This window comes from Acidovorax soli (genome assembly GCF_014207955.1).
Taxonomy (GTDB): domain Bacteria; phylum Pseudomonadota; class Gammaproteobacteria; order Burkholderiales; family Burkholderiaceae_C; genus Acidovorax; species Acidovorax soli_A.
In genome coordinates this window covers 28,939-45,532 of sequence record NZ_JACHLK010000011.1, presented here as the reverse complement: position 1 = coordinate 45,532, position 16,594 = coordinate 28,939, and the positions used below count along the sequence as shown (strand labels likewise).

At 68.1% G+C, this 16,594-nt stretch carries 22 protein-coding genes; 12 read left to right on the top strand and 10 right to left on the bottom strand.

From position 1 onward, the window contains the following. The first annotated feature begins 2 nt into the window (after positions 1 to 2). Together HNP48_RS23780 and HNP48_RS23775 are read left to right on the top strand one after the other, a co-directional pair. The gene (locus HNP48_RS23780) at positions 3 to 617 is read left to right on the top strand and encodes a hypothetical protein (RefSeq protein ID WP_184861764.1); all 615 of its coding nucleotides are present in this window, start codon (positions 3 to 5) and stop codon (positions 615 to 617) included. A 320-nt stretch (positions 618 to 937) separates the two neighbouring features. After that, positions 938 to 1,264, top strand: a complete 327-nt coding sequence (locus HNP48_RS23775) for a hypothetical protein (RefSeq protein ID WP_184861762.1) — start codon at positions 938 to 940, stop codon at positions 1,262 to 1,264. Positions 1,265 to 1,281: 17 nt separating this feature from the next. Here HNP48_RS23775 and HNP48_RS23770 read toward each other — a convergent pair whose 3' ends face one another. The 3 genes from HNP48_RS23770 to HNP48_RS23760 are packed head-to-tail and all read right to left on the bottom strand — an operon-like array spanning position 1,282 to position 3,863. Continuing rightward, positions 1,282 to 1,578: a hypothetical protein gene (locus tag HNP48_RS23770; RefSeq protein WP_184861759.1), complete on the bottom strand. Its 297-nt coding sequence runs from the start codon at positions 1,576 to 1,578 to the stop codon at positions 1,282 to 1,284. Beyond that, on the bottom strand, positions 1,575 to 2,579 hold the full coding sequence (locus HNP48_RS23765; RefSeq protein ID WP_184861757.1) for a hypothetical protein: 1,005 nt from the start codon (positions 2,577 to 2,579) through the stop codon (positions 1,575 to 1,577). Before HNP48_RS23765 ends, HNP48_RS23770 begins: the two co-directional genes overlap by 4 nt. Before the next feature lie 3 nt (positions 2,580 to 2,582). Next, complete coding sequence (locus HNP48_RS23760) at positions 2,583 to 3,863, bottom strand: hypothetical protein (RefSeq protein ID WP_184861755.1); 1,281 nt, start codon at positions 3,861 to 3,863, stop codon at positions 2,583 to 2,585. A 78-nt stretch (positions 3,864 to 3,941) separates the two neighbouring features. Here HNP48_RS23760 and HNP48_RS23755 point away from each other — a divergent pair, with 78 nt between their 5' ends. Genes HNP48_RS23755 through HNP48_RS23745 form a run of 3 tightly spaced genes read left to right on the top strand, consistent with a single transcriptional unit; the run spans position 3,942 to position 5,428 of the window. Then, positions 3,942 to 4,385 carry a hypothetical protein gene (locus HNP48_RS23755; RefSeq protein WP_184861753.1) on the top strand — a complete coding sequence of 148 codons (444 nt, stop codon included), beginning with the start codon at positions 3,942 to 3,944 and terminating at the stop codon, positions 4,383 to 4,385. A gap of 46 nt (positions 4,386 to 4,431) precedes the next feature. After that, a complete protein-coding gene (locus tag HNP48_RS23750) occupies positions 4,432 to 4,908 on the top strand; it encodes a hypothetical protein (RefSeq protein WP_184861751.1) in 477 nt (158 codons plus the stop codon). 34 nt (positions 4,909 to 4,942) lie between these two features. After that, positions 4,943 to 5,428 carry a MarR family winged helix-turn-helix transcriptional regulator gene (locus HNP48_RS23745; RefSeq protein WP_184861749.1) on the top strand — a complete coding sequence of 162 codons (486 nt, stop codon included), beginning with the start codon at positions 4,943 to 4,945 and terminating at the stop codon, positions 5,426 to 5,428. A gap of 12 nt (positions 5,429 to 5,440) precedes the next feature. Here the strand turns inward: HNP48_RS23745 and HNP48_RS23740 are convergent, their stop codons facing one another. From HNP48_RS23740 to HNP48_RS23730, 3 genes are all read right to left on the bottom strand, one after another. Then, entirely contained in the window at positions 5,441 to 5,893 is a 453-nt protein-coding gene (locus HNP48_RS23740; RefSeq protein WP_184861747.1) for a hotdog domain-containing protein, read from the bottom strand. 65 nt (positions 5,894 to 5,958) lie between these two features. After that, complete coding sequence (locus HNP48_RS23735; RefSeq protein ID WP_260420364.1) at positions 5,959 to 6,339, bottom strand: PaaI family thioesterase; 381 nt, start codon at positions 6,337 to 6,339, stop codon at positions 5,959 to 5,961. A 162-nt stretch (positions 6,340 to 6,501) separates the two neighbouring features. Continuing rightward, positions 6,502 to 6,693 carry a hypothetical protein gene (locus HNP48_RS23730; protein ID WP_184861745.1) on the bottom strand — a complete coding sequence of 64 codons (192 nt, stop codon included), beginning with the start codon at positions 6,691 to 6,693 and terminating at the stop codon, positions 6,502 to 6,504. 186 nt (positions 6,694 to 6,879) lie between these two features. On the opposite strand from HNP48_RS23730, the gene HNP48_RS23725 reads away from it, so the two are divergent. From HNP48_RS23725 to HNP48_RS23700, 6 genes are all read left to right on the top strand, one after another. Next, complete coding sequence (locus HNP48_RS23725) at positions 6,880 to 8,703, top strand: S8 family serine peptidase (protein ID WP_184861743.1); 1,824 nt, start codon at positions 6,880 to 6,882, stop codon at positions 8,701 to 8,703. 58 nt (positions 8,704 to 8,761) lie between these two features. Beyond that, positions 8,762 to 9,346: a hypothetical protein gene (locus tag HNP48_RS23720; protein ID WP_184861741.1), complete on the top strand. Its 585-nt coding sequence runs from the start codon at positions 8,762 to 8,764 to the stop codon at positions 9,344 to 9,346. 109 nt (positions 9,347 to 9,455) lie between these two features. Next, positions 9,456 to 10,058, top strand: a complete 603-nt coding sequence (locus HNP48_RS23715; protein WP_184861740.1) for a hypothetical protein — start codon at positions 9,456 to 9,458, stop codon at positions 10,056 to 10,058. Positions 10,059 to 10,077: 19 nt separating this feature from the next. Continuing rightward, complete coding sequence (locus tag HNP48_RS23710) at positions 10,078 to 10,605, top strand: hypothetical protein (protein WP_184861738.1); 528 nt, start codon at positions 10,078 to 10,080, stop codon at positions 10,603 to 10,605. Positions 10,606 to 10,757: 152 nt separating this feature from the next. Next, positions 10,758 to 12,377 carry a DUF2235 domain-containing protein gene (locus HNP48_RS23705; RefSeq protein ID WP_184861736.1) on the top strand — a complete coding sequence of 540 codons (1,620 nt, stop codon included), beginning with the start codon at positions 10,758 to 10,760 and terminating at the stop codon, positions 12,375 to 12,377. Between the two features lie 5 nt (positions 12,378 to 12,382). Continuing rightward, positions 12,383 to 13,156 (top strand): hypothetical protein, encoded by a 774-nt coding sequence (locus HNP48_RS23700; protein ID WP_184861734.1) that lies wholly within the window; start codon positions 12,383 to 12,385, stop codon positions 13,154 to 13,156. Between the two features lie 128 nt (positions 13,157 to 13,284). Here HNP48_RS23700 and HNP48_RS23695 read toward each other — a convergent pair whose 3' ends face one another. Both HNP48_RS23695 and HNP48_RS23690 read right to left on the bottom strand, forming a co-directional pair. Beyond that, positions 13,285 to 13,806: an EF-hand domain-containing protein gene (locus tag HNP48_RS23695; protein ID WP_184861733.1), complete on the bottom strand. Its 522-nt coding sequence runs from the start codon at positions 13,804 to 13,806 to the stop codon at positions 13,285 to 13,287. Positions 13,807 to 13,823: 17 nt separating this feature from the next. After that, a complete protein-coding gene (locus HNP48_RS23690; protein WP_184861732.1) occupies positions 13,824 to 14,654 on the bottom strand; it encodes a lectin in 831 nt (276 codons plus the stop codon). 151 nt (positions 14,655 to 14,805) lie between these two features. Here HNP48_RS23690 and HNP48_RS23685 point away from each other — a divergent pair, with 151 nt between their 5' ends. Then, positions 14,806 to 15,180: a hypothetical protein gene (locus HNP48_RS23685; RefSeq protein WP_184861731.1), complete on the top strand. Its 375-nt coding sequence runs from the start codon at positions 14,806 to 14,808 to the stop codon at positions 15,178 to 15,180. Here the strand turns inward: HNP48_RS23685 and HNP48_RS23680 are convergent. Beyond that, positions 15,158 to 16,024 carry a DMT family transporter gene (locus HNP48_RS23680; RefSeq protein WP_184861730.1) on the bottom strand — a complete coding sequence of 289 codons (867 nt, stop codon included), beginning with the start codon at positions 16,022 to 16,024 and terminating at the stop codon, positions 15,158 to 15,160. The two genes, HNP48_RS23685 and HNP48_RS23680, sit on opposite strands and share 23 nt — an antisense overlap. Then, positions 16,021 to 16,581: a phosphonate degradation HD-domain oxygenase gene (locus HNP48_RS23675; protein ID WP_184861729.1), complete on the bottom strand. Its 561-nt coding sequence runs from the start codon at positions 16,579 to 16,581 to the stop codon at positions 16,021 to 16,023. Before HNP48_RS23675 ends, HNP48_RS23680 begins: the two co-directional genes overlap by 4 nt. Between the last annotated feature and the right edge of the window lie 13 nt (positions 16,582 to 16,594).

The window sequence follows — 16,594 nt, the reverse complement described above, 5'->3', positions numbered from 1 at the left end:
CGATGACCCAGCCCACCGACCCCTACGACCCGGCGGAAACCACCCAGCCCGCGGCCCTGGCCGCCGACTATGCGGACACCACGCAACCCGCGGAGCTGGACGGATCTGGGGGCTCCCCCGGCGCAGAGCCCGATCAGGACGCCCCGCCCGAGGTCGTGCGCCTGATCGCCGCGATCACGGCCATCCCCGGCGTGACCCAGGCGCAGCTGGACAACACCTACCTGCCCGATGTGGCGCTGGCCGACCTGTCGCTGCCCAATGGCCCGCACGCCGACCTGCCCATCGCCGCACTGCGCCGCTCGAGCGGTGCGCTGGGCAATGAGCTGCTGCTGTCGCTGGAATTCCGCATCCAGCGCAACGAGGGCGGGCTGCGCGCGGCGGAATTCCTCTCGTGGTGGGTGCGCGAGCAGTCGCGCCTGGGCGAGAACATGCAGCTGCGCACCCTGGGCCAACCCCCCATGGTGGCGGGCGAGCAGCAACTGGGCCGCACCCTGCGCTTCACCATCGACTGGTTTTACACCGACACCTCCGAAGACATGGCCAACGTGCTCAGCGCCATCGGCGGCAAGGCGCTGGCGCTGGAGCTGGCGACCGAGATGTACAAGGATGCGTTTTAGGGCATGTCATCATTCATTTCGCCCCCGCGAAAGCCTGCAGCGCGGTGCAGTGCAAGGCGCCCTGAGTGCCGCGTAGCCCAGCTACGCAAGCGAAGGGCAACGCCGCAATGCGCCGCGCTGCAGGCTTTCCCTTCGGGCTGGCCCCGGCATGCGGCGTCTGCTTTGTCGCGCGGCTTGCCCATAGTCCACTATGGGCTGCGCCGCGCTTCGCGCATCCATCCGCATGCCGGGGCCAGCGCGGGGGGGAAATGAATGGTGACACGCCCTAACATCCCACCGCCTTTGGCATGCTGGCGGCGTGCCCGCGCACGGGCTGCCGCATGATCATCTACCCCACCGAACTCATCGCCCTGGGCCTGTGGCTGTTGGCGCCCGCGCTGGCGCTGGGCCTGCTGGTGCTGTATGCCGTGCATGCGCGCTTTGGCGCGCGGCTGGGCCTGCGGCCCTGGCGCGCGGCCAGTCTGCTGGTGCTGTTCGGCATTGCCATTGCGGCGCTGATCCTGCTGTATGCCCCGGCCAGCATGGCCCGGCCGCTGGGGTTGCGCGACATCCGCATCCTGGGCTGGCAGACCTTCTGGGCGCCCGTGGGCTTTGTGGCCGAGCTGTTGGCGCTGCCCGTGGCGCTGTGGCTGGGGCGCGGGCGGTAGGGAGATAGAGCGCTGCTCTAGGCGCGAAAGGTGGCAATGGCCTGCGACACCTGGGCGCCAAACTCCCGGTCCACATTGCGGTCTCTGTAGGGCGACTGGCTGCCCTTCACCCCGGGGGCCGAATAATGGACAGCATGTGCCAATTCGTTCAGGTAGGCATGGCCTTTCTGCGCGTACAAGGCGGTCTCTTGCGCATTGAGCGCAATCAGCACGGTGTATGACACAAAGCTGTGGCTGCAGTGCACATCAAGCAGCCACTGGTCGCCGTGCTGCACGAGGAACCAGCTGGCAGGTTCGTGGTCGATGACGTTCATGGCGCAGGAGAGGGGTCGGGCGGCAGCGGCGCAAATTCGCGCGCCAGCATCTCGCGCCCGGGCAGCACCTGCTGCACGCGGTGCATCACGCGCACAAGCAGCGGGTCGGCCTCGGTCTGCCGCTCGTGGGCCCACCAATTGGCCGACAGGGCGCTGGCTGCATGCAGTGGCGGCGCGGGCCAGCCGGGTGGCGGTGCATGGCCCAGCCAGCTGCGTATGCGCAACCAGCCCAGCAGCTCCATGGCCACCACCATGTCGTGGAAGGCGTCGAAGTCGAAGGTCTCCTCATCGGTCGTGACCCGGGTCTCCTGCTGGTGCGCCTCGGCCGCGGCCTGCAGGGCGGTGCCCAGGGCGGGTGACCCGCTGTCGGCGTGCAGGTGGTCGATCAGCCCCTGGTAGGCCGCGCATGCGCCCGAGGTATCCACCATGTACGGCATGCAGAACGCACTCACGGGCTGGGCCTGCGCGGGTGTGAGCCAGTGCGTGAGCAGCGACAGCGCGAACGGCCCCGACTTGGAGCCCGCATCCTGCAGATGGCCGGCCGCGCGCAGCGCCAGCATGCGCTGGCCCCATTGCGCGCAGCGCAGGCGGTCGCCCACGGCGGCCAGCAGGTAGAGCACCTCGGCCGCCTTGTCGCTTTGGATGTGTGGCTCGCGGATCTCACCGCCCTCCAGCCGCGCGCACTGCACGGCCATGCCCCACAGGCGCCAGGCCGCAGCGCGGCACCAGGCGGGGGCGGGGTCTGTGCCCTGGGCGGCCCAGGCATGGATGGCCTCGGCCTGTAGCCAGTAGCCCATGCTGTCCATGCACACCGTGGAGGGCGAGCGTATATAGCCCGCAGCCTTTTCGGTGTGGGCGTTGGAAAAGCGCCGCACGGGCAAGGCGGCATACTCGGTCAGCGCGCGTTCCGGGCGCTCCAGCAGGGTGGCGCGGTTGCCCGGGTGGGCCAGCCACTGCTGCAGCTTGGCAAGGGCCTTGTCGGGGCTGGTGTTGCCGGGCATCGCTCACCAATCCCGGGCTTGCCCGTGGTCGAACTCCCTGCGCTCTGTCTCGCGCGCGCCCGTGCCGTCCAGGTGGCTTGCCATGCGCACCACCGGGCCGTGCAGGTAGCCCTCCACCAGCGTGCCTTCGCGCCATTGGCGCATGCCGTCGTCCAGGCTCAGCAGCTCCACCAGCCTGCCGGTGCCGCCGGGTGCCAGGTCGCGGCCTTCGGCGTCCAGGCAGCGGGTGTAGCGTGTGCGGCCATCGGCGGCCTGCAGCACGCTGTCGGTATGGGGCTGGCCGCCGGGCCAGTGGCGCTGGTGGCGCTCGTCGCCCTCGCTCGTGCGTTCGGTCAGCAGCTGCAGGCTGCCATCGGGGTAGAAGAACTCCTGGCGCAGCTCCTGCCCGTGCCAGTACACGGCCGAGTTCTGCACGCGCCCGTCGGCGCCCAGAAACTCCTGCACGCCGTGCTGCGTGAGCCCGAGCGAGCGCGAGTCCTGCCGCACCGATTCGCCCTCGCCATTGAAGTTGAAGCTCCAGCTGCCGCTGGCCTGGCTGGGGTAGTGGATCCAGCGCCGGTCGCGGTTGCCAGCCCAGCCCGAGGTCTCGGCCTCCAGCAGCATGCGGTCGCGCGAGAACCAGACCACGTCGCAGCTGCCGTCTTCGTTTTCCAGCACATTCGGCCCCACCGGGAAGCCATCGTCAAAGCGCAGCCGGTGCGCGCCGCCATCGATCACCACATGCTCGATGCCCTGGCCGCGCAGGCCGGGCACGGCCTCGATGGAAAAATAGCGTTCGGGCGCGCGCACGATGTCGGCCTCCAGCGCCTGGCGGATCGCATGGTGGGCGGCAAAGAAGCGCTGCTGCAGCGCCTCGATGTGCCCGGCATGCGGGGCCAGCACGGCGTCGCAGCCGGGGCCGTCCTCGCCATCTTCATCGTCCTCTCTGTCGGCGGCAGCGGTGTAGGCTGGGGCGATGGTGTGCCACAGGGCATGCACCTCCTCGACAAAGGGCAGGGCGCCTGCCAGCGCCGGGTTCTGGGCAATGGAGGCGGGCACCCGGTCGGGGTCGCCGTCCATGGCCAGCAGCACGTTGCGAAAGTACTGGTCCACCCCGCCATTGGAGACCTGGGCATCGAACACGTCGAAATCGACCACCGCGCGCAGGTGCGGCGCCGTGTCGGGCGGCATGTCCCCTTCGCACAGCGCATCGATGAGCGCGGCACTGAAGAACGGTGCGCGGCGCAGCAGCGTGGGCCAGTCCAGGGCGGGCAGGGGGTGATCGGCAGTGCGCATCGTCGTCATGCAGGACTCTCGCGGTTGAGGGGCTGGCCGGCATCCTACCGCTTTGGGCTACATTGCTGCCCACGCCCAACCCGCCCCATGAAACGCCCAAGCACTGCCTTCACCATTGTGGTTTCTGGTGCACTGGTCGTGCTGGCATTGACCGCCATGGGCGCGTATGCCGTCTGGGAGGGGCTCGGCGGCCTGTGCGGCAACACCATCCTTGCCGAAGCCCTGTCGCCCGACCAGCGCCACAAGGGCGTGGTCTTCCAGCGCGACTGCGGCGCGACTACGGGATTCTCGACGCAGGTGTCGATCATCGGCGCGCAGGAGACGCTGCCCAACGAATCCGGCAACGTCTTCACGGCCGACGACAACCGCGGTGCCGCGCCCACCAGCGCCGCGGGCGGGCTGGTGGTGCAGGTGCGGTGGGCGTCGGGCCATGCGCTGGTCATCACGCACCATGCAGGCGCGCGGGTGTTCACGCAGAAGGATGCGGTAGCCGGCGTCGCTGTGGCGTACGAGCAGATACCCGCCAGGTAGCCTGTGGTGCGCCCGCCGGTAGCGGCGCAGGCCTCTCCTGCAGTCCATGGCCTACAGGACCAATCCGGGCCGCTACGCTGGATGCATCCACACCACGATGAAGGTCCTCCGTATGCCATGGGTACTTGCCGCCCGCTGCCTGTTGTTGATGGCCTTGGGCATTGCCAGTGCCGCATGTTCGGCATACTGGTACGCATCGCCATGGCCCAAACCCGCAGGCTTGCCCGCCATGGGCTTTGTGCTGGAGTGGCTGGGCTTTGTCTTTCTCTGGTTCGGGTTTCGCAGACACAGCCCCCTGGTGTGGATGGTGGGGGCATTGGTTCTGTTTCCGCTGGCGCAGGCCCTGGTGCATTGGGTGGCGAGCGAGATGAACCCCAGCGTGGATTTCAAGGGGTGGGGAGGCTTTCAGGCCGTTTTCGTGCTGCGTTTCGTGGCCACCTGCTGGCTGTGCATGGCGGCCTACGCGGTGTTCTTCATCTGGCGAAAGATGCGCGGGCTCGGTGCGGATGTCATCGGCCCGTGAACCTGCGGGCGCTGGCTGTAGTTAGACTGCGCCCATGCCCGCCCAGCCTGCCGACCACCCCGCCTTCGACCTGCCGCGCGCCGCCAGCGCCGGCATGCGCCCGCTGCAGCCGCTCGATGGGGCGTTGCTGCTCATGCACTTTGCCTTTCGCGGGCTGGTGGTCAAGGCCGATGCGTTCCTGGCGGAGCAGGGTTTGTCGCGCGTGCACCACCGGCTGCTCTACGCGGTGGCGCGGGCCGAGGGCATCTCGGTCGGGCAGCTCATCGAACTGCTGGGCGTGAGCAAGCAGGCGCTGCACCGGCCGCTCAAGTTTTTGCAGGACGAGGGCTATGTCGTGGCCCGGCGCGACCCGGTGCAGCACCGCACCAAACGCCTGTCGCTCACCGAGCGCGGCCGCGAGGTGGAGGCCACGGCATCCCGCCACGAGCGCGAGGCCATGGAAGAGGCCATGCGCACCGTCTCCCCCGACGGGCAGGAGGCGTGGCGCGAGGTCATGACCGCGCTGGCACGCATGGTCTGACGACGGGCTAGCTCAGCGCGCTGGCGCCACCATGGCCGTTGCGATCGCCATGTGCGGGCCTGCTGCCGCACCCACCGGGGCGAGAAAGCCCTCGGCAAACGAGAAGTTCTTCGCCGAGCGGACCACATGCGCCTGAAAGGCCAGCGGCTTGTCCGCCAGCGCGAGCGACAAAAACTTGACCGACAGCTCCAGCGTGACCACGACCGGTGCGTCGTACTGCCCGAGGCCGGCCAGCACAAAGGCGGCGTCAAAGCCCGCGGCAATCACCCCGCCATTGATGGCCGCCGTGCCGCCACCGCCCTGCAGGCCATCGCCAAGGCGCGAGAAGGTGATGAGCGCCGACCCCGGTGCCTGGAAGGCGCCCGCAAAGCCGAACCACTGCACCTCCGCGCGTGCATTGAACTGCGCCAGTTGCTCCGCCAGGCGATCAGCGGGAAGGCGAAACGGAACCGTGGGGCTTTGCATGCGGGGCGAATAGGCAAGGGCGTATGTGCTGCCATGCTAGCAGCCGGGGCGGCTCCAGGTGCCTTTCATGCCTTCACCATCAGCGTGGCCGAGGCCATCGCATGGAGCTTTCCATCCGCTCCGCGGATCTCGGCGCTGCAGATGCCCAGGCTGCGCGTCTGCTCCACCAGCCGGCCAGTGGCAACGTAGACAAGCCCTTCCGTCAACGGCCGCACGTACTTCACATTCAAATCCACGGTCGAATACTGCGCGCCCGGCCCCAGGGCCGAGAGCAGGGCCAGCGCGGCCGCGCCATCGAGGCAGGTGGCGGCAAAGCCGCCGTGCACGGCGCCGGCGGGGTTCAGGTGGCGGGCATCGGGGCCTAGAACCTGTTCAAGGCCTTTTTGCAGCCGCGTTGGAGTGCAATCGGGATGAGTGGATGCTTCGGATGCGCCGCATGGGCTCATGCCCATGCAAGCAGCCGGGGCGTCCAATCGCCCGATTTCACTCCAACCCGAAGGGCAAGTCGCTTTTTGGGCGGTCTGCGGCGTTGCGGCGCTTGTTGATAGCCGGGCTATCAACTGCGCACCGCGCCTTGCATCCCATCCCGAAAAGGGACTTGCGCGGCTTCAAAAAGACCTTGAACAGGTTCTTGCTTCCATCGCAATGTGGCCGCGCTCCACGGTGGTAAGCCGCATGGGCATGGTGGTGGCAATGCCCGAGGGCGGGATGCGGCCGGCCTGCATGGCCTGCAGGATCTGCAGGCCGGTGGGGCCCGGAGCGGTGCTGGCTGGGGAAAGGCTGTCTTCAGGGTTTTTCATGTCAACATTATTGACTTGAAGATGAACCCAGGGCAAGCCATGCCCAGCAAACCGCTGTGCTGCGGGGTGGACGACCGCTCAGCCATATTTCGCTGGCGCAAAGCAAAAGTGGTTTTGATAATCGCCAAGCGGCACCTGCAACCAAGATCCTGCCGCCATCAAATCAAACCAACAGGGGTGTCTTCCATGCGTCTTCCACGATCCACCATCCGCAGGCCTGCGCGCCTGGCCCTCGTCACCGCCATGCTGGCCGCCACCTGCGGGCTGGCGGGTGCGGCCACCACCTGGTCCCCCGACCGCCCCACCGAGGTGCGCATCGGCAGCCTGGTGGTGGGGGACAACAAGTACGAGAACGTCGTCGTCACCGTGGGCAGTGTGCTGGGCTTCAGCGCCACGGGGCCCAACCGCAGCTACGACAGCTTCAACCCGTCCAACGGGCAGCTCACCATTGCCACGCTCACCGTGGGCAGCCAGTCCTTCTATGACGTGGTGATCACGCTGGGCGGGCTGGTCAGCGTGGGCGGCGGCGCACCGCTGGCCGCACTGGTGCCCAACGACCCGTTGTTCAGCCGCCAGTGGCACCTCAAGAACACCGGCCAGAGCGGCGCGGGCGGCCCGGCCGCGCTGGCGGGCGAAGACCTCAACGTGGGCAAGGCCTGGCAACTGGCCACGGGCACGGGCATCCAGATCGCGGTGATCGACGACGGCCTCGATATCGCCCACGAAGACCTGCGCGTGGTGGCCGGCAAGAGCTGGGACTACCGCACCAACAGCTATGGCGACCCCTCCTCCTCCACCAGCTCGCACGGCACCAGCTGCGGCGGGCTGGCTGCGGCCATTGGCGACAACAACCTGGGCGTGACGGGCGTGGCCTTCAATGCGCGCCTGGTGGGCTACAACCTGCTGGCGGCCACCACCGGGGCCTTCGGTGCCGACGCCGTGACCAAGGACCTGGCCAGCAACCACATCTACACCAACAGCTACGGCGCGGCCGACAGCAACGGCCTGCTGGCCCCGGCCGACGAGCTGTGGCGCGATGCCATCCGCACCGGCATCACCAGCGGGCGCGGCGGCAAGGGCGCCATCTACACCTGGGCGGCCGGCAACGGTGCGCCCGAAGACCGGTCGGACTACGATGGCCAGGCCAACTTCCAGGGCGTGCTGGCCATCGGCGCGATGAACGACCAGGGCCAGCGCTCCTCGTATTCCGAGCCCGGCTCCAACGTGCTGGTCACGGCCTATGGCGGCGAGTTCTGCAGCACGCAGACGACCACCACCACCGATGTCTCGGGCGCGGGCGGCTACAACGACGGCAACAAGCCCCAGGACATCACCGGCAGCCCCAACTACACGCGCTGCATGAATGGCACCTCGGCCGCCACGCCCCAGGCCGCCGGCGTGGCCGCGCTGCTGCTGGAGACCAACCCCGCACTCACCTGGCGCGATGTGCGCGCCATCTTCGCCCGCACCGCACGCAAGACCGATCCCAACAACACCGGCTGGGTGACCAATGGCGGCGGCCTGCATGTGAACCATGAGTACGGCTACGGCGCCATCGACGCCCTGGCCGCCGTGCGCGCCGCCACCGGCTGGTCGCTGCTGCCCGCGCAGAAGACCGCCACCCAGGCGGCCACGCTGGGCAGTGCCCTGGCCATTGCCGACGACGGCCCGGCCGCCACCAGCAGCCTCACGCTGCAGGGCAGCGGCATTGGCAAGCTCGAGTTTGTGGAGTTGGCCATCACCTCCAACCACACCAACGTGGGCCACCTGGAGATCACGCTCACCAGCCCCGCGGGCACGCGCAGCACGGTGTCGGTGGTGCGCGACTGCAAGGACACGGCGGGCAATGCCGTGAGCTGTGGCGCCGCGCTCGAAGGGGGCTTCACCTTCGGCATCGTGCGCCTGATGGGCGAGGCGGCCGACGGCAACTGGACCCTGTCCGTGCGCGACGGCAAGACGGGCGAGACCGGCAGCGTCTCGGCCTGGAGCATCAAGGCCTATGGCTATTGAGCCCGGCATGTCCTCCACGCCACACCTTTCCACCGAACCCCTGCCGAGGCCTCACACCATGAAGCTCACCACCACTTTCTCCCTTTCCCTGCTGCGCCACGCCGCCCTGGCCCTGGCTGCCGGTGCCCTCACCACGGGCGCCCTGGCCGCTGGCACAGCCCACTACTTCGACGGTGATACCCAGCGCACCATCACGCTCGATACCAGCCTGGTCGCCATCATCAACCCCACCCCCGACGCCGGCAGCAGCAACACCCAGGCGCGCAGCGTGGGCGATGCCGCCAGCCCCGCACCCCTGGTGCAGCTGCAGCCCGCCAGCCAGCCCGTGGCCAAGGGCGCGGGCACGCACACCTCGCCCGTGTACCGCGAGGGCAACTCCCCCGCGGGCCGGCTCATGGCGCTGCCCGGTGGCGTGCTCGTGAAGTTCGCCCCCGACTGGAGCGATGCCCAGGTGCGCGCCTGGGCCCAGGCCAAGGGCCTGGCTGTCACCCAGCGCATGGGCGCCACCGGAGCCATGGGCAACTGGTACCTGATCGCCACGGCCCCTGGCAGCGCCGCGCTGGAGCTGGCCAACAGCCTCAAGGCCGGCGGCGAGGTGCTGGCTGCCATGCCCAACTGGTGGAAGCAGACGGCCACCCGGTGAGGCCGTGGCGGCAGGCCTGGCCAGCGCTGCTGCAGCCCGCCCCCTGCCTGGGGCGCGGCTGTGCCATGATGCGCGCGCGGCACGCCCGCCGCGCAGGCCCTTGACGACCATGCCCCCTGTTCTCGAACGCCCGTTCTTCAACCTCTCGGTGGTGCGCACGCCCTTGCACGGGTTGGTCGGGCAGTTCGCAGGCCTGCCCCCGCTGGTGGCATTGCGCGCCGAGAACACTGCGCTGGACTTTCCGGCGCAAGGCTACCAGCGGGGCGCTCTGCCGCTGCTGCTGTGGTCGCCCGCCTGCGACCCGGGGCTCACGGCGGTCATGCCAGGTGTGGGCTCGGGCGACCATTTCGTGCTGTCGTATGCGTGCGAGCGCTTCGGCCACGATGGCGTGGCCGTGCGCAGCAGCACAATGGCGGACGCCGAGCCCATCAACGAATTCATCACCTACGCGGGCAACCGCATGCAGCGTGCCGTGCGCGCCATGAAGGATGCGCCGCGCTGGGATTTCTTCCAGCAGGGCGAGCCCTTGCCCTGCGAGGCCACGCACGCCTACACCGCCCGCCGCGTGCGCGACCGCCTGCAGCGCGAGGCCGTGCTCGACTGCCTGCACGCCTGGGGCGCGCCCGTGCGCGAGGCCGCGTTCTGGCAGAGCGCGCAGCCGGCGGTCACCCTGGTGCGGGGCGTGCCCTCCGCGCCCGCCAGCCTCGGCTGAGGCCACAACGGATCGCACCATGGACGCCACACCCCCGGCCGCATTCATCGCCACCCTGGCCGACCGGTGCTATGGCCGCCTGCTGCTGCCCCTGCTGCTGGGCCTGCTGGCGGCCGTGGCGCTGGCCCAGTGGGTCGACTGGTTCACGGGCGGCATGGGCATCTGGCTGGTGCTGGGGGCCGCCGGCATTGGCATTCTGTGGCATGCCGATGCCCAGGCCACGGCCGCTGGCAAGCCCGCGACCGCGCACACCCCCGTCGGCACGCCGGCGGACTTCGCCTGGCAGGGCGAGCCCTGGAACATCTCCCGCCCCATCGCTGCGCTCGGCCTGTGCCTGCTCGGCCTGGTCTGGGGCGGGCTCATCGGCTGGTGGACCGGCGCACTCTGGGTGGGTGCCGCCACGGTCGCCGTGGCGCCGCTGCCCATCGCCTTCCTGTGGGCCCGGGGCAGCCGCCGGCCCATGCCCTGGGGCGACACGGCCTTGGCGGCCTGCGCGCTGCTGTCAGGGGTGGGGGTGCTCTGGGGGCTGGTGCATGCGATGGGATAAAGCGCGGACCTGAACTGTTGGGATGCTTGCAGCCTGAGGGCTGCGCTGCTTGTGCACCGGAGCCGACCGTGCGGCAGTGCCATTCTTTGCTTGCCAGATCCGCGAAGTGCGTCCTAGTATGTAACTGAAAAGATACATATGAGAGGGATGGGATGCTTGCAAAACGATTTCTCCAGTCATTGCTGGCGGGTGTGACCGCGCTTGCGTTGGCGGGATGCTCCGGCATCTACCATCAGCAGCAGCTGATTCGTATCGGGGCCGAGTCCGCACCGGGAGTCACTGCACGCACGGCGACCAGTGCAGGACCCAGGACGCATGCGATCTTTTTCGATGGTACGGCCAACGATGCCGAGAGCAGCACCAACGTGAAGCGCCTGCATTCGCTGGTGTCGTTGCAGGACAAGCCCCACCTGTCCACGCTGTATGTCGAAGGGGTCGGCGTGGGCAACGATGCGTTTGGCGCGGGCCTGGGCCTGGGAGCACAGAACAGGGTGGTGCTGGCGTACAACTTTTTGCTCAACAACTACCAGGCCGGTGATCAGGTCTACATCTTTGGTTTTAGCCGCGGTGCGTACCAGGCACGGGTGCTGGCATCCATGCTGCAGTATGTAGGCTTGCCCGACAAGCCGCCGCAGCTCACTGTGGCCAAAGGCGTGACGCCCCGGACCTTCTCGGAGCAGGTGCAGTACGTCTCTGCGATGTATGACGAGATGCGCGAGGCCTTCCTCCATCGCCGCTACCCCTGCACGATAGCCCGCGTGCGCGGTGGCTTGAACTCCGATGGATCCACTGCCTACCAGTCCCGCCCCGTGGCGGTGCTCGGCCTCTGGGACACCGTGGGCGCCCTGGGAGGCGGTGTGTCCGGCTGGCCTGCACGGCTTCTGCACAAGGGCGACATACGGGCCCTGCATGTCGATATCGATGAACCCAACCAAAGGTATGGCGACCAACTGCACAACGTTGAGAACGTGCTGCATGCTGTGTCACTGGACGACAACCGGGAATGGATCTTCACGCCCCTGCTGGTCACGCGCCAGCATCTCCTGAGCAACAAGCGCCTGCCCCGGCGCTCAGATCCGTTGGCCAAGATCCACGACAACTGCCCTGAAGGCACGCCTGACGCCGTGGCTCCGAGCGACCTGCAAGGGCAGCCCAAGCTTATTGAGGAGATTTGGTTCCCGGGGGCCCATTCCGACGTGGGTGGGGGATACGTAGGTTCGGATTTGTCGGGTTTGAGCCTGAACTGGATGGTCACCATGCTGAACCATGTAGAAGCAGGAATAGAGGCCAAGCAGCGCTTGTTGCCGGCAGATACCAGAGTCAGACAAGACGCCTACGGCAGCAGCCACGACCCGGAGTCTGCGATGTCGGCCATTTACCACCGCATGAACCGCAACCTGGCCGCCTACGCACTGGGCCAGGCCAAGGCATGCAGTCTGGCAGGGGATCCTTCGGCCTGTGGCGACGCGGGTGTGCATGAGCCCATGGCCCAGTTTGCTGGGCAACTGTGCATGCACCCCAGTGTGGCCGAGCGCCGCGTGGCGATGCCGCCTCGGCCCAATGAAAACCGGTATCTGGATCTGCGCCGCACAGGCACCTTTTGCGTGGCGCCAGACAAGGAGCTGGCCAACCCTCCAATTCTGCGCGAGGTGGCGTTCTCTGCCGGTAGCGGTGAGACAGGTGACTTTCGCTGCCCTGTCGGGTCTGCCGCCATCCAGGTAAGAGAGTGGGACGCGAGCAGCAAGACCTGCAAAGACCCTTCTGCCAAGTGAACGCCATGTCGAACACCTTCTCCTCGTTCCGCCTGAACGGCGTCTTCACCACGCTGGCCCTTGGCGGCTGCGCATTGCTGGCCGGGTGCGCGTCCAATGAGTTCACGGAACATCGCATCGACCAGCCCTTGCCGTTTGAGTCGCTGGCCGAAGACCCGGAAGACCCGCAAAACCTCAAGGGTGTGAAGCATCCGGCGATCCGCACGCTGAAGTCATGCCTGGAGTTGGGCCGGGCCGACGTTGTTCTGCAGCGGCCCAGCTCACCCTCCGGGCAAGCCTGGGAGCAGGATAAGAGTGTGCGGCCCGGGCTGCAGCGTGCGTTGGCAAAGCTGGAGGTCGGTCAGCGCTGCTGGTTCGTTGTGCAATCGGGGACACATTTCGAAGATGGGGACAGTGGTCCCGGTCTAACTCTGGGTCTGCACGATGGGTACTGGATCAGCATTCCCGAAGCGGCTTCGCGCGCCTGGTACGACAAGGATCGCAGGGTGCCAGCCCCTCAGGGGGACACTGGTGGTTTCGTCACCAAATTGCTGGGGTCCATGAAAAAACACCAGGAGCACAACTGGTTTGCCTTGATGGCCACGGCAAGCATCAGCAGCAATCCACTGCATGTGCACAGTCGGTCGCGGCTGGAGTGTCTGGAGGGATCGCTCTCGTTCTATGTGAACGATGCACATCGCTTCTATGGCAACAACTACGGCAATCTGCTGGTGGTGATACAGCGGGGGAGCGGAAACATAGGGGCCGATCTCGAGCAATGTCCACATCTGATGCGCTGAGCAGCACGGGATGCAGATGGAAGGACGCCGAAGCACGCTTCAGGCGTCTTAATCATGCTTGTTGAGCCCACCCCGGGCAGTCGGGTTGGGACCTATGCGCTGACTGACAAACTCGGCGGCAAGGGGGCCTATTGCCGAATGGCCCGGCGCTTCTTCTCAAACGCCACGCACTCCTGCACCGACAGCAGGTCGTTGTTGTCCGCATCGGCGGCATCGAAGTAGGCCATGCGCGCCTCCACCACCTCCTTGAAGGAGAGCTTGCCGTCGCCGTCCTTGTCGGTGGCGGCCAGGCGGCGCACGCGGCCCTTGCCCATGCCGGGCACCTGGGCCAGTTCGAGCAGCACGACGTGGCCGCTGGCGTCGGGCCCCAGGCTGTGCCAGCCCTGCACGATGTCCTGGTGGAACTCGTCGAGCGAGACATTGCCGTCGTGGTCCATGTCGGCGGCGGCGCAGCGCGCCTGCAGCCGCTCGTCCAGCGAACGCTTGCCCGCAGGGCGGTGCGACTGGGCGCCAGCAGCGGGCTTGGCGGGGGCGGCGGCAGGTGCTCCGGTGCTGTTCTGCGCCATGGCGGGGGCTGCCAGCGCCAGGCTGCAGGCAGCCGCGCAGAGCAGGGGGAGGGCTCGATGGGTGAGCTTATGGTGCTTCTTCATGGTCGGGTCCTCCAGTCTTACCACCACCAGCGCTGGCTGGGGCTGCGATTGCACTGCCAGACCATGGTCGGGTTGCCGGGGCGCACGCGGCCGTCCACCACGTCCAGGCACTTGCCGTTGAGCTGGCTCACGATCTGGCCGCCGCGCGTGCCCCACTGCTGGCTGCGCGAGCCCGAGCAGGACCACAGCACCACGCGGGCGCCGTCGCGCGGGTCGCCGCGGTCCACGTCCAGGCACAGGTCGCGCACGCGGATCTCGCCACCGCGGCCCACGCGAAAGCGCTGCGAATCCGTGCCATTGCATTCGAACACCTGCAGCGCATTGCCCGGGCGGAAGTTGCCCTTGGTCACGTCCAGGCACAGGCGGCCGTCCACGCGGATCTCGCCGCCGCGTCCGCCACCGCCTCCGTGGCCGTAGTCCGGGTAGTCGGGGCGGCGGTCGTCGTCGCGGTTGTGCTGGTTGGCCAGGAGGGCAATGCCGGCAATCGCCGCCACGGCCGCCACAGCGGCACCCGCATTGTTGGAGCTGCCGCCGCCGTTGTTGTTGTTCTGTGCATAGCTGCGCGTGATGCGAAAGCGCGCGCCGCAGCCGTCGTTGGTCCACAGCTCGCGGTTGGTCAGGTCATAGCCCCAGGTGCGGTTGAAGCGGCAGGCGCCCTGCACCTGCTCGGCCAGGTCCACCTGGGTCACATCGTCGGCCAGGCGGGCCGAGGTGTAGCCGCCGTTGGAGCGCAGCTCCACGATCTGGTCCTGCTGCTGCGCCTGCACGGCCTGGTGCGTCTGGGCCAGCATCAGCGGCACGCACAGCAGCCAGGCCTTGCGCCGCATGCGGTTCGGGTGTTGGTTCATGGTCTCATTCCTCCTAGTTGCAATGGTCGCGACGGTATGCAATCCATCCCTTCGCCGGCATTATGTGCACGGGCCATGTCGCTTCGGTTCAAGCCAGGGGCTGATTTCGTAAGCAACTATGATCCACCGCACTCCCTGCGAGATGTCTGCCATGCTTGTAACTGCTGCCGCCCTGATCTGGTTGACCGGGCTTGCCCATTCCGTCCTGGGCGAGCGCTATATCCTGATCCGCCTGTTCCGCCGGGCCGACAGCCTGCCCCGGCTGCTGGGCGGCACGGCCTTCACCGTGGGCACTCTGCGCTTTGCCTGGCACCTGACCACGGTGGCGTGGTGGGCCCTGGCCTATGTGGTGTATGCGCTGGCCCATGGTCCCTTGTCCCGCGACGAGCTGCTGCTGGTCATTGGCGCCACTGCGCTCGTGTCGGCCGTCTTCCCACTGGTCTTCACGCGCGGCCGGCACCTGTCGTGGGTGGTGTTCCTGGCCGTAGGGGCCTTGCTCCTGGCTAGCCGAAGCGCAGGGCCATGACACCCGCCACGATGGTGCAGACCCCCATCGCCTTGCCCGCGCCAAAAGGCTCGCGCAGCCACAGCGTGCCCAGCAGCGCGGCAAACAGCACCGAGGTTTCGCGCAGTGCCGCCACCACGGCCACGGGCGCGCGCGTCATGGCCCACAGGGCGATGGCGTAGCTGCCCAAAGAGGCCAGGGTGCCCAGGCTGGCAATGCGCCAGCGCCCGGCCATGTAGGCCAGCGCGGCGCGCCGCCCCTGCGGCCCGCGCTGGTACAGCACCACGAGCAGGTAGGGAATGCCGTCGAACAGGAACAGCGCCGCCACGTAGGCCCCGGCGTCGCCCGCGGCGCGCACGCCCAGGCCGTCGATCACGGTGTAGGCGGCGATGATGAGCGCATTCACCAGCGCAAAGCGCAGCGCCCGGCTGCGCTGTCCGGGCGGCGATGCACTGGCGCGCGACAGCCCCAGCAGCAGCACGCCCGCGCAGATGGCCGCCACGCCGGCCCAGGCCAGCAGCGACAGCGATTCACCCAGCAGTTGGTGGCTGCCCAATGCCACCAGCAGTGGCGCGCAGCCGCGCATCACCGGGTAGGTCAGGCCCAGGTCGCCATGCCGGTAGGCACCGGCCAGTGCCAGGTAGTAGCCGATGTGGATCACGCTGGAGGCCGCCAGGTACGGCCAGGCCGCAGCCGCCGGCAGCCCGGTGGCCAGCAGCAGCGGGGCGGCGATGAAAAAGCCCAGGCTGTGGATCAGCGCGGTGTCGAGCTCCTTGTCGGTGGCCGACTTGATGAGCGCATTCCAGCTCGCGTGCAGCAGAGCGCCGAACAGCACCGCCAGAACCACGGGGGCCGCCAGCGTCACGCGGGGGCGCCCTCCCGCAGGCAGCGGCGCGCGCGCGCCAGGTAGTGGGCCATGCTGGGAGTGGCAAAGTCGGCCTGCTTGGCCAGATCGTCCCACAGGCGCACGCGCACCGCATCGTGCGCATGCGGCCTTGCCAGGAACTCTTTAGCCTCCTCGGCGCTGAACACGCCGCCCTGCAGCTGCAGGCTGCGCCGCGAGTCCTCGGACAGGTTCTCGTAGTAGTGCGGTTGCACTGCGCACAGGTAGCGCTTGGCGTCCACATGCCAGCGGATGGCGTCGAGCACGCGCTCGGAAAACAGCCCGCGCAGAAAGGGCAGGGCGTAGAACTGGTGCAGGTCGTCGATGCCGCGCAAAGTGGGCGATTCACCCTGGTCGTTGAGCAGATGGCCCAGGTCGTGCAGCAGGGCGGCGGTGATCAGCTCGTCGTCTGCCCCCGACTGCTCGGCCAGCCAGGCGCACTGCAGCGCATGCTCGCGCTGCGTGACCGGCTCGCCGCTGTACTGCGCGCTGCCCTTGCGGGCGAACAGTTGGCCGATGTCGTCCAGTGTCAGTGCCATGGTGTGCTCTCTG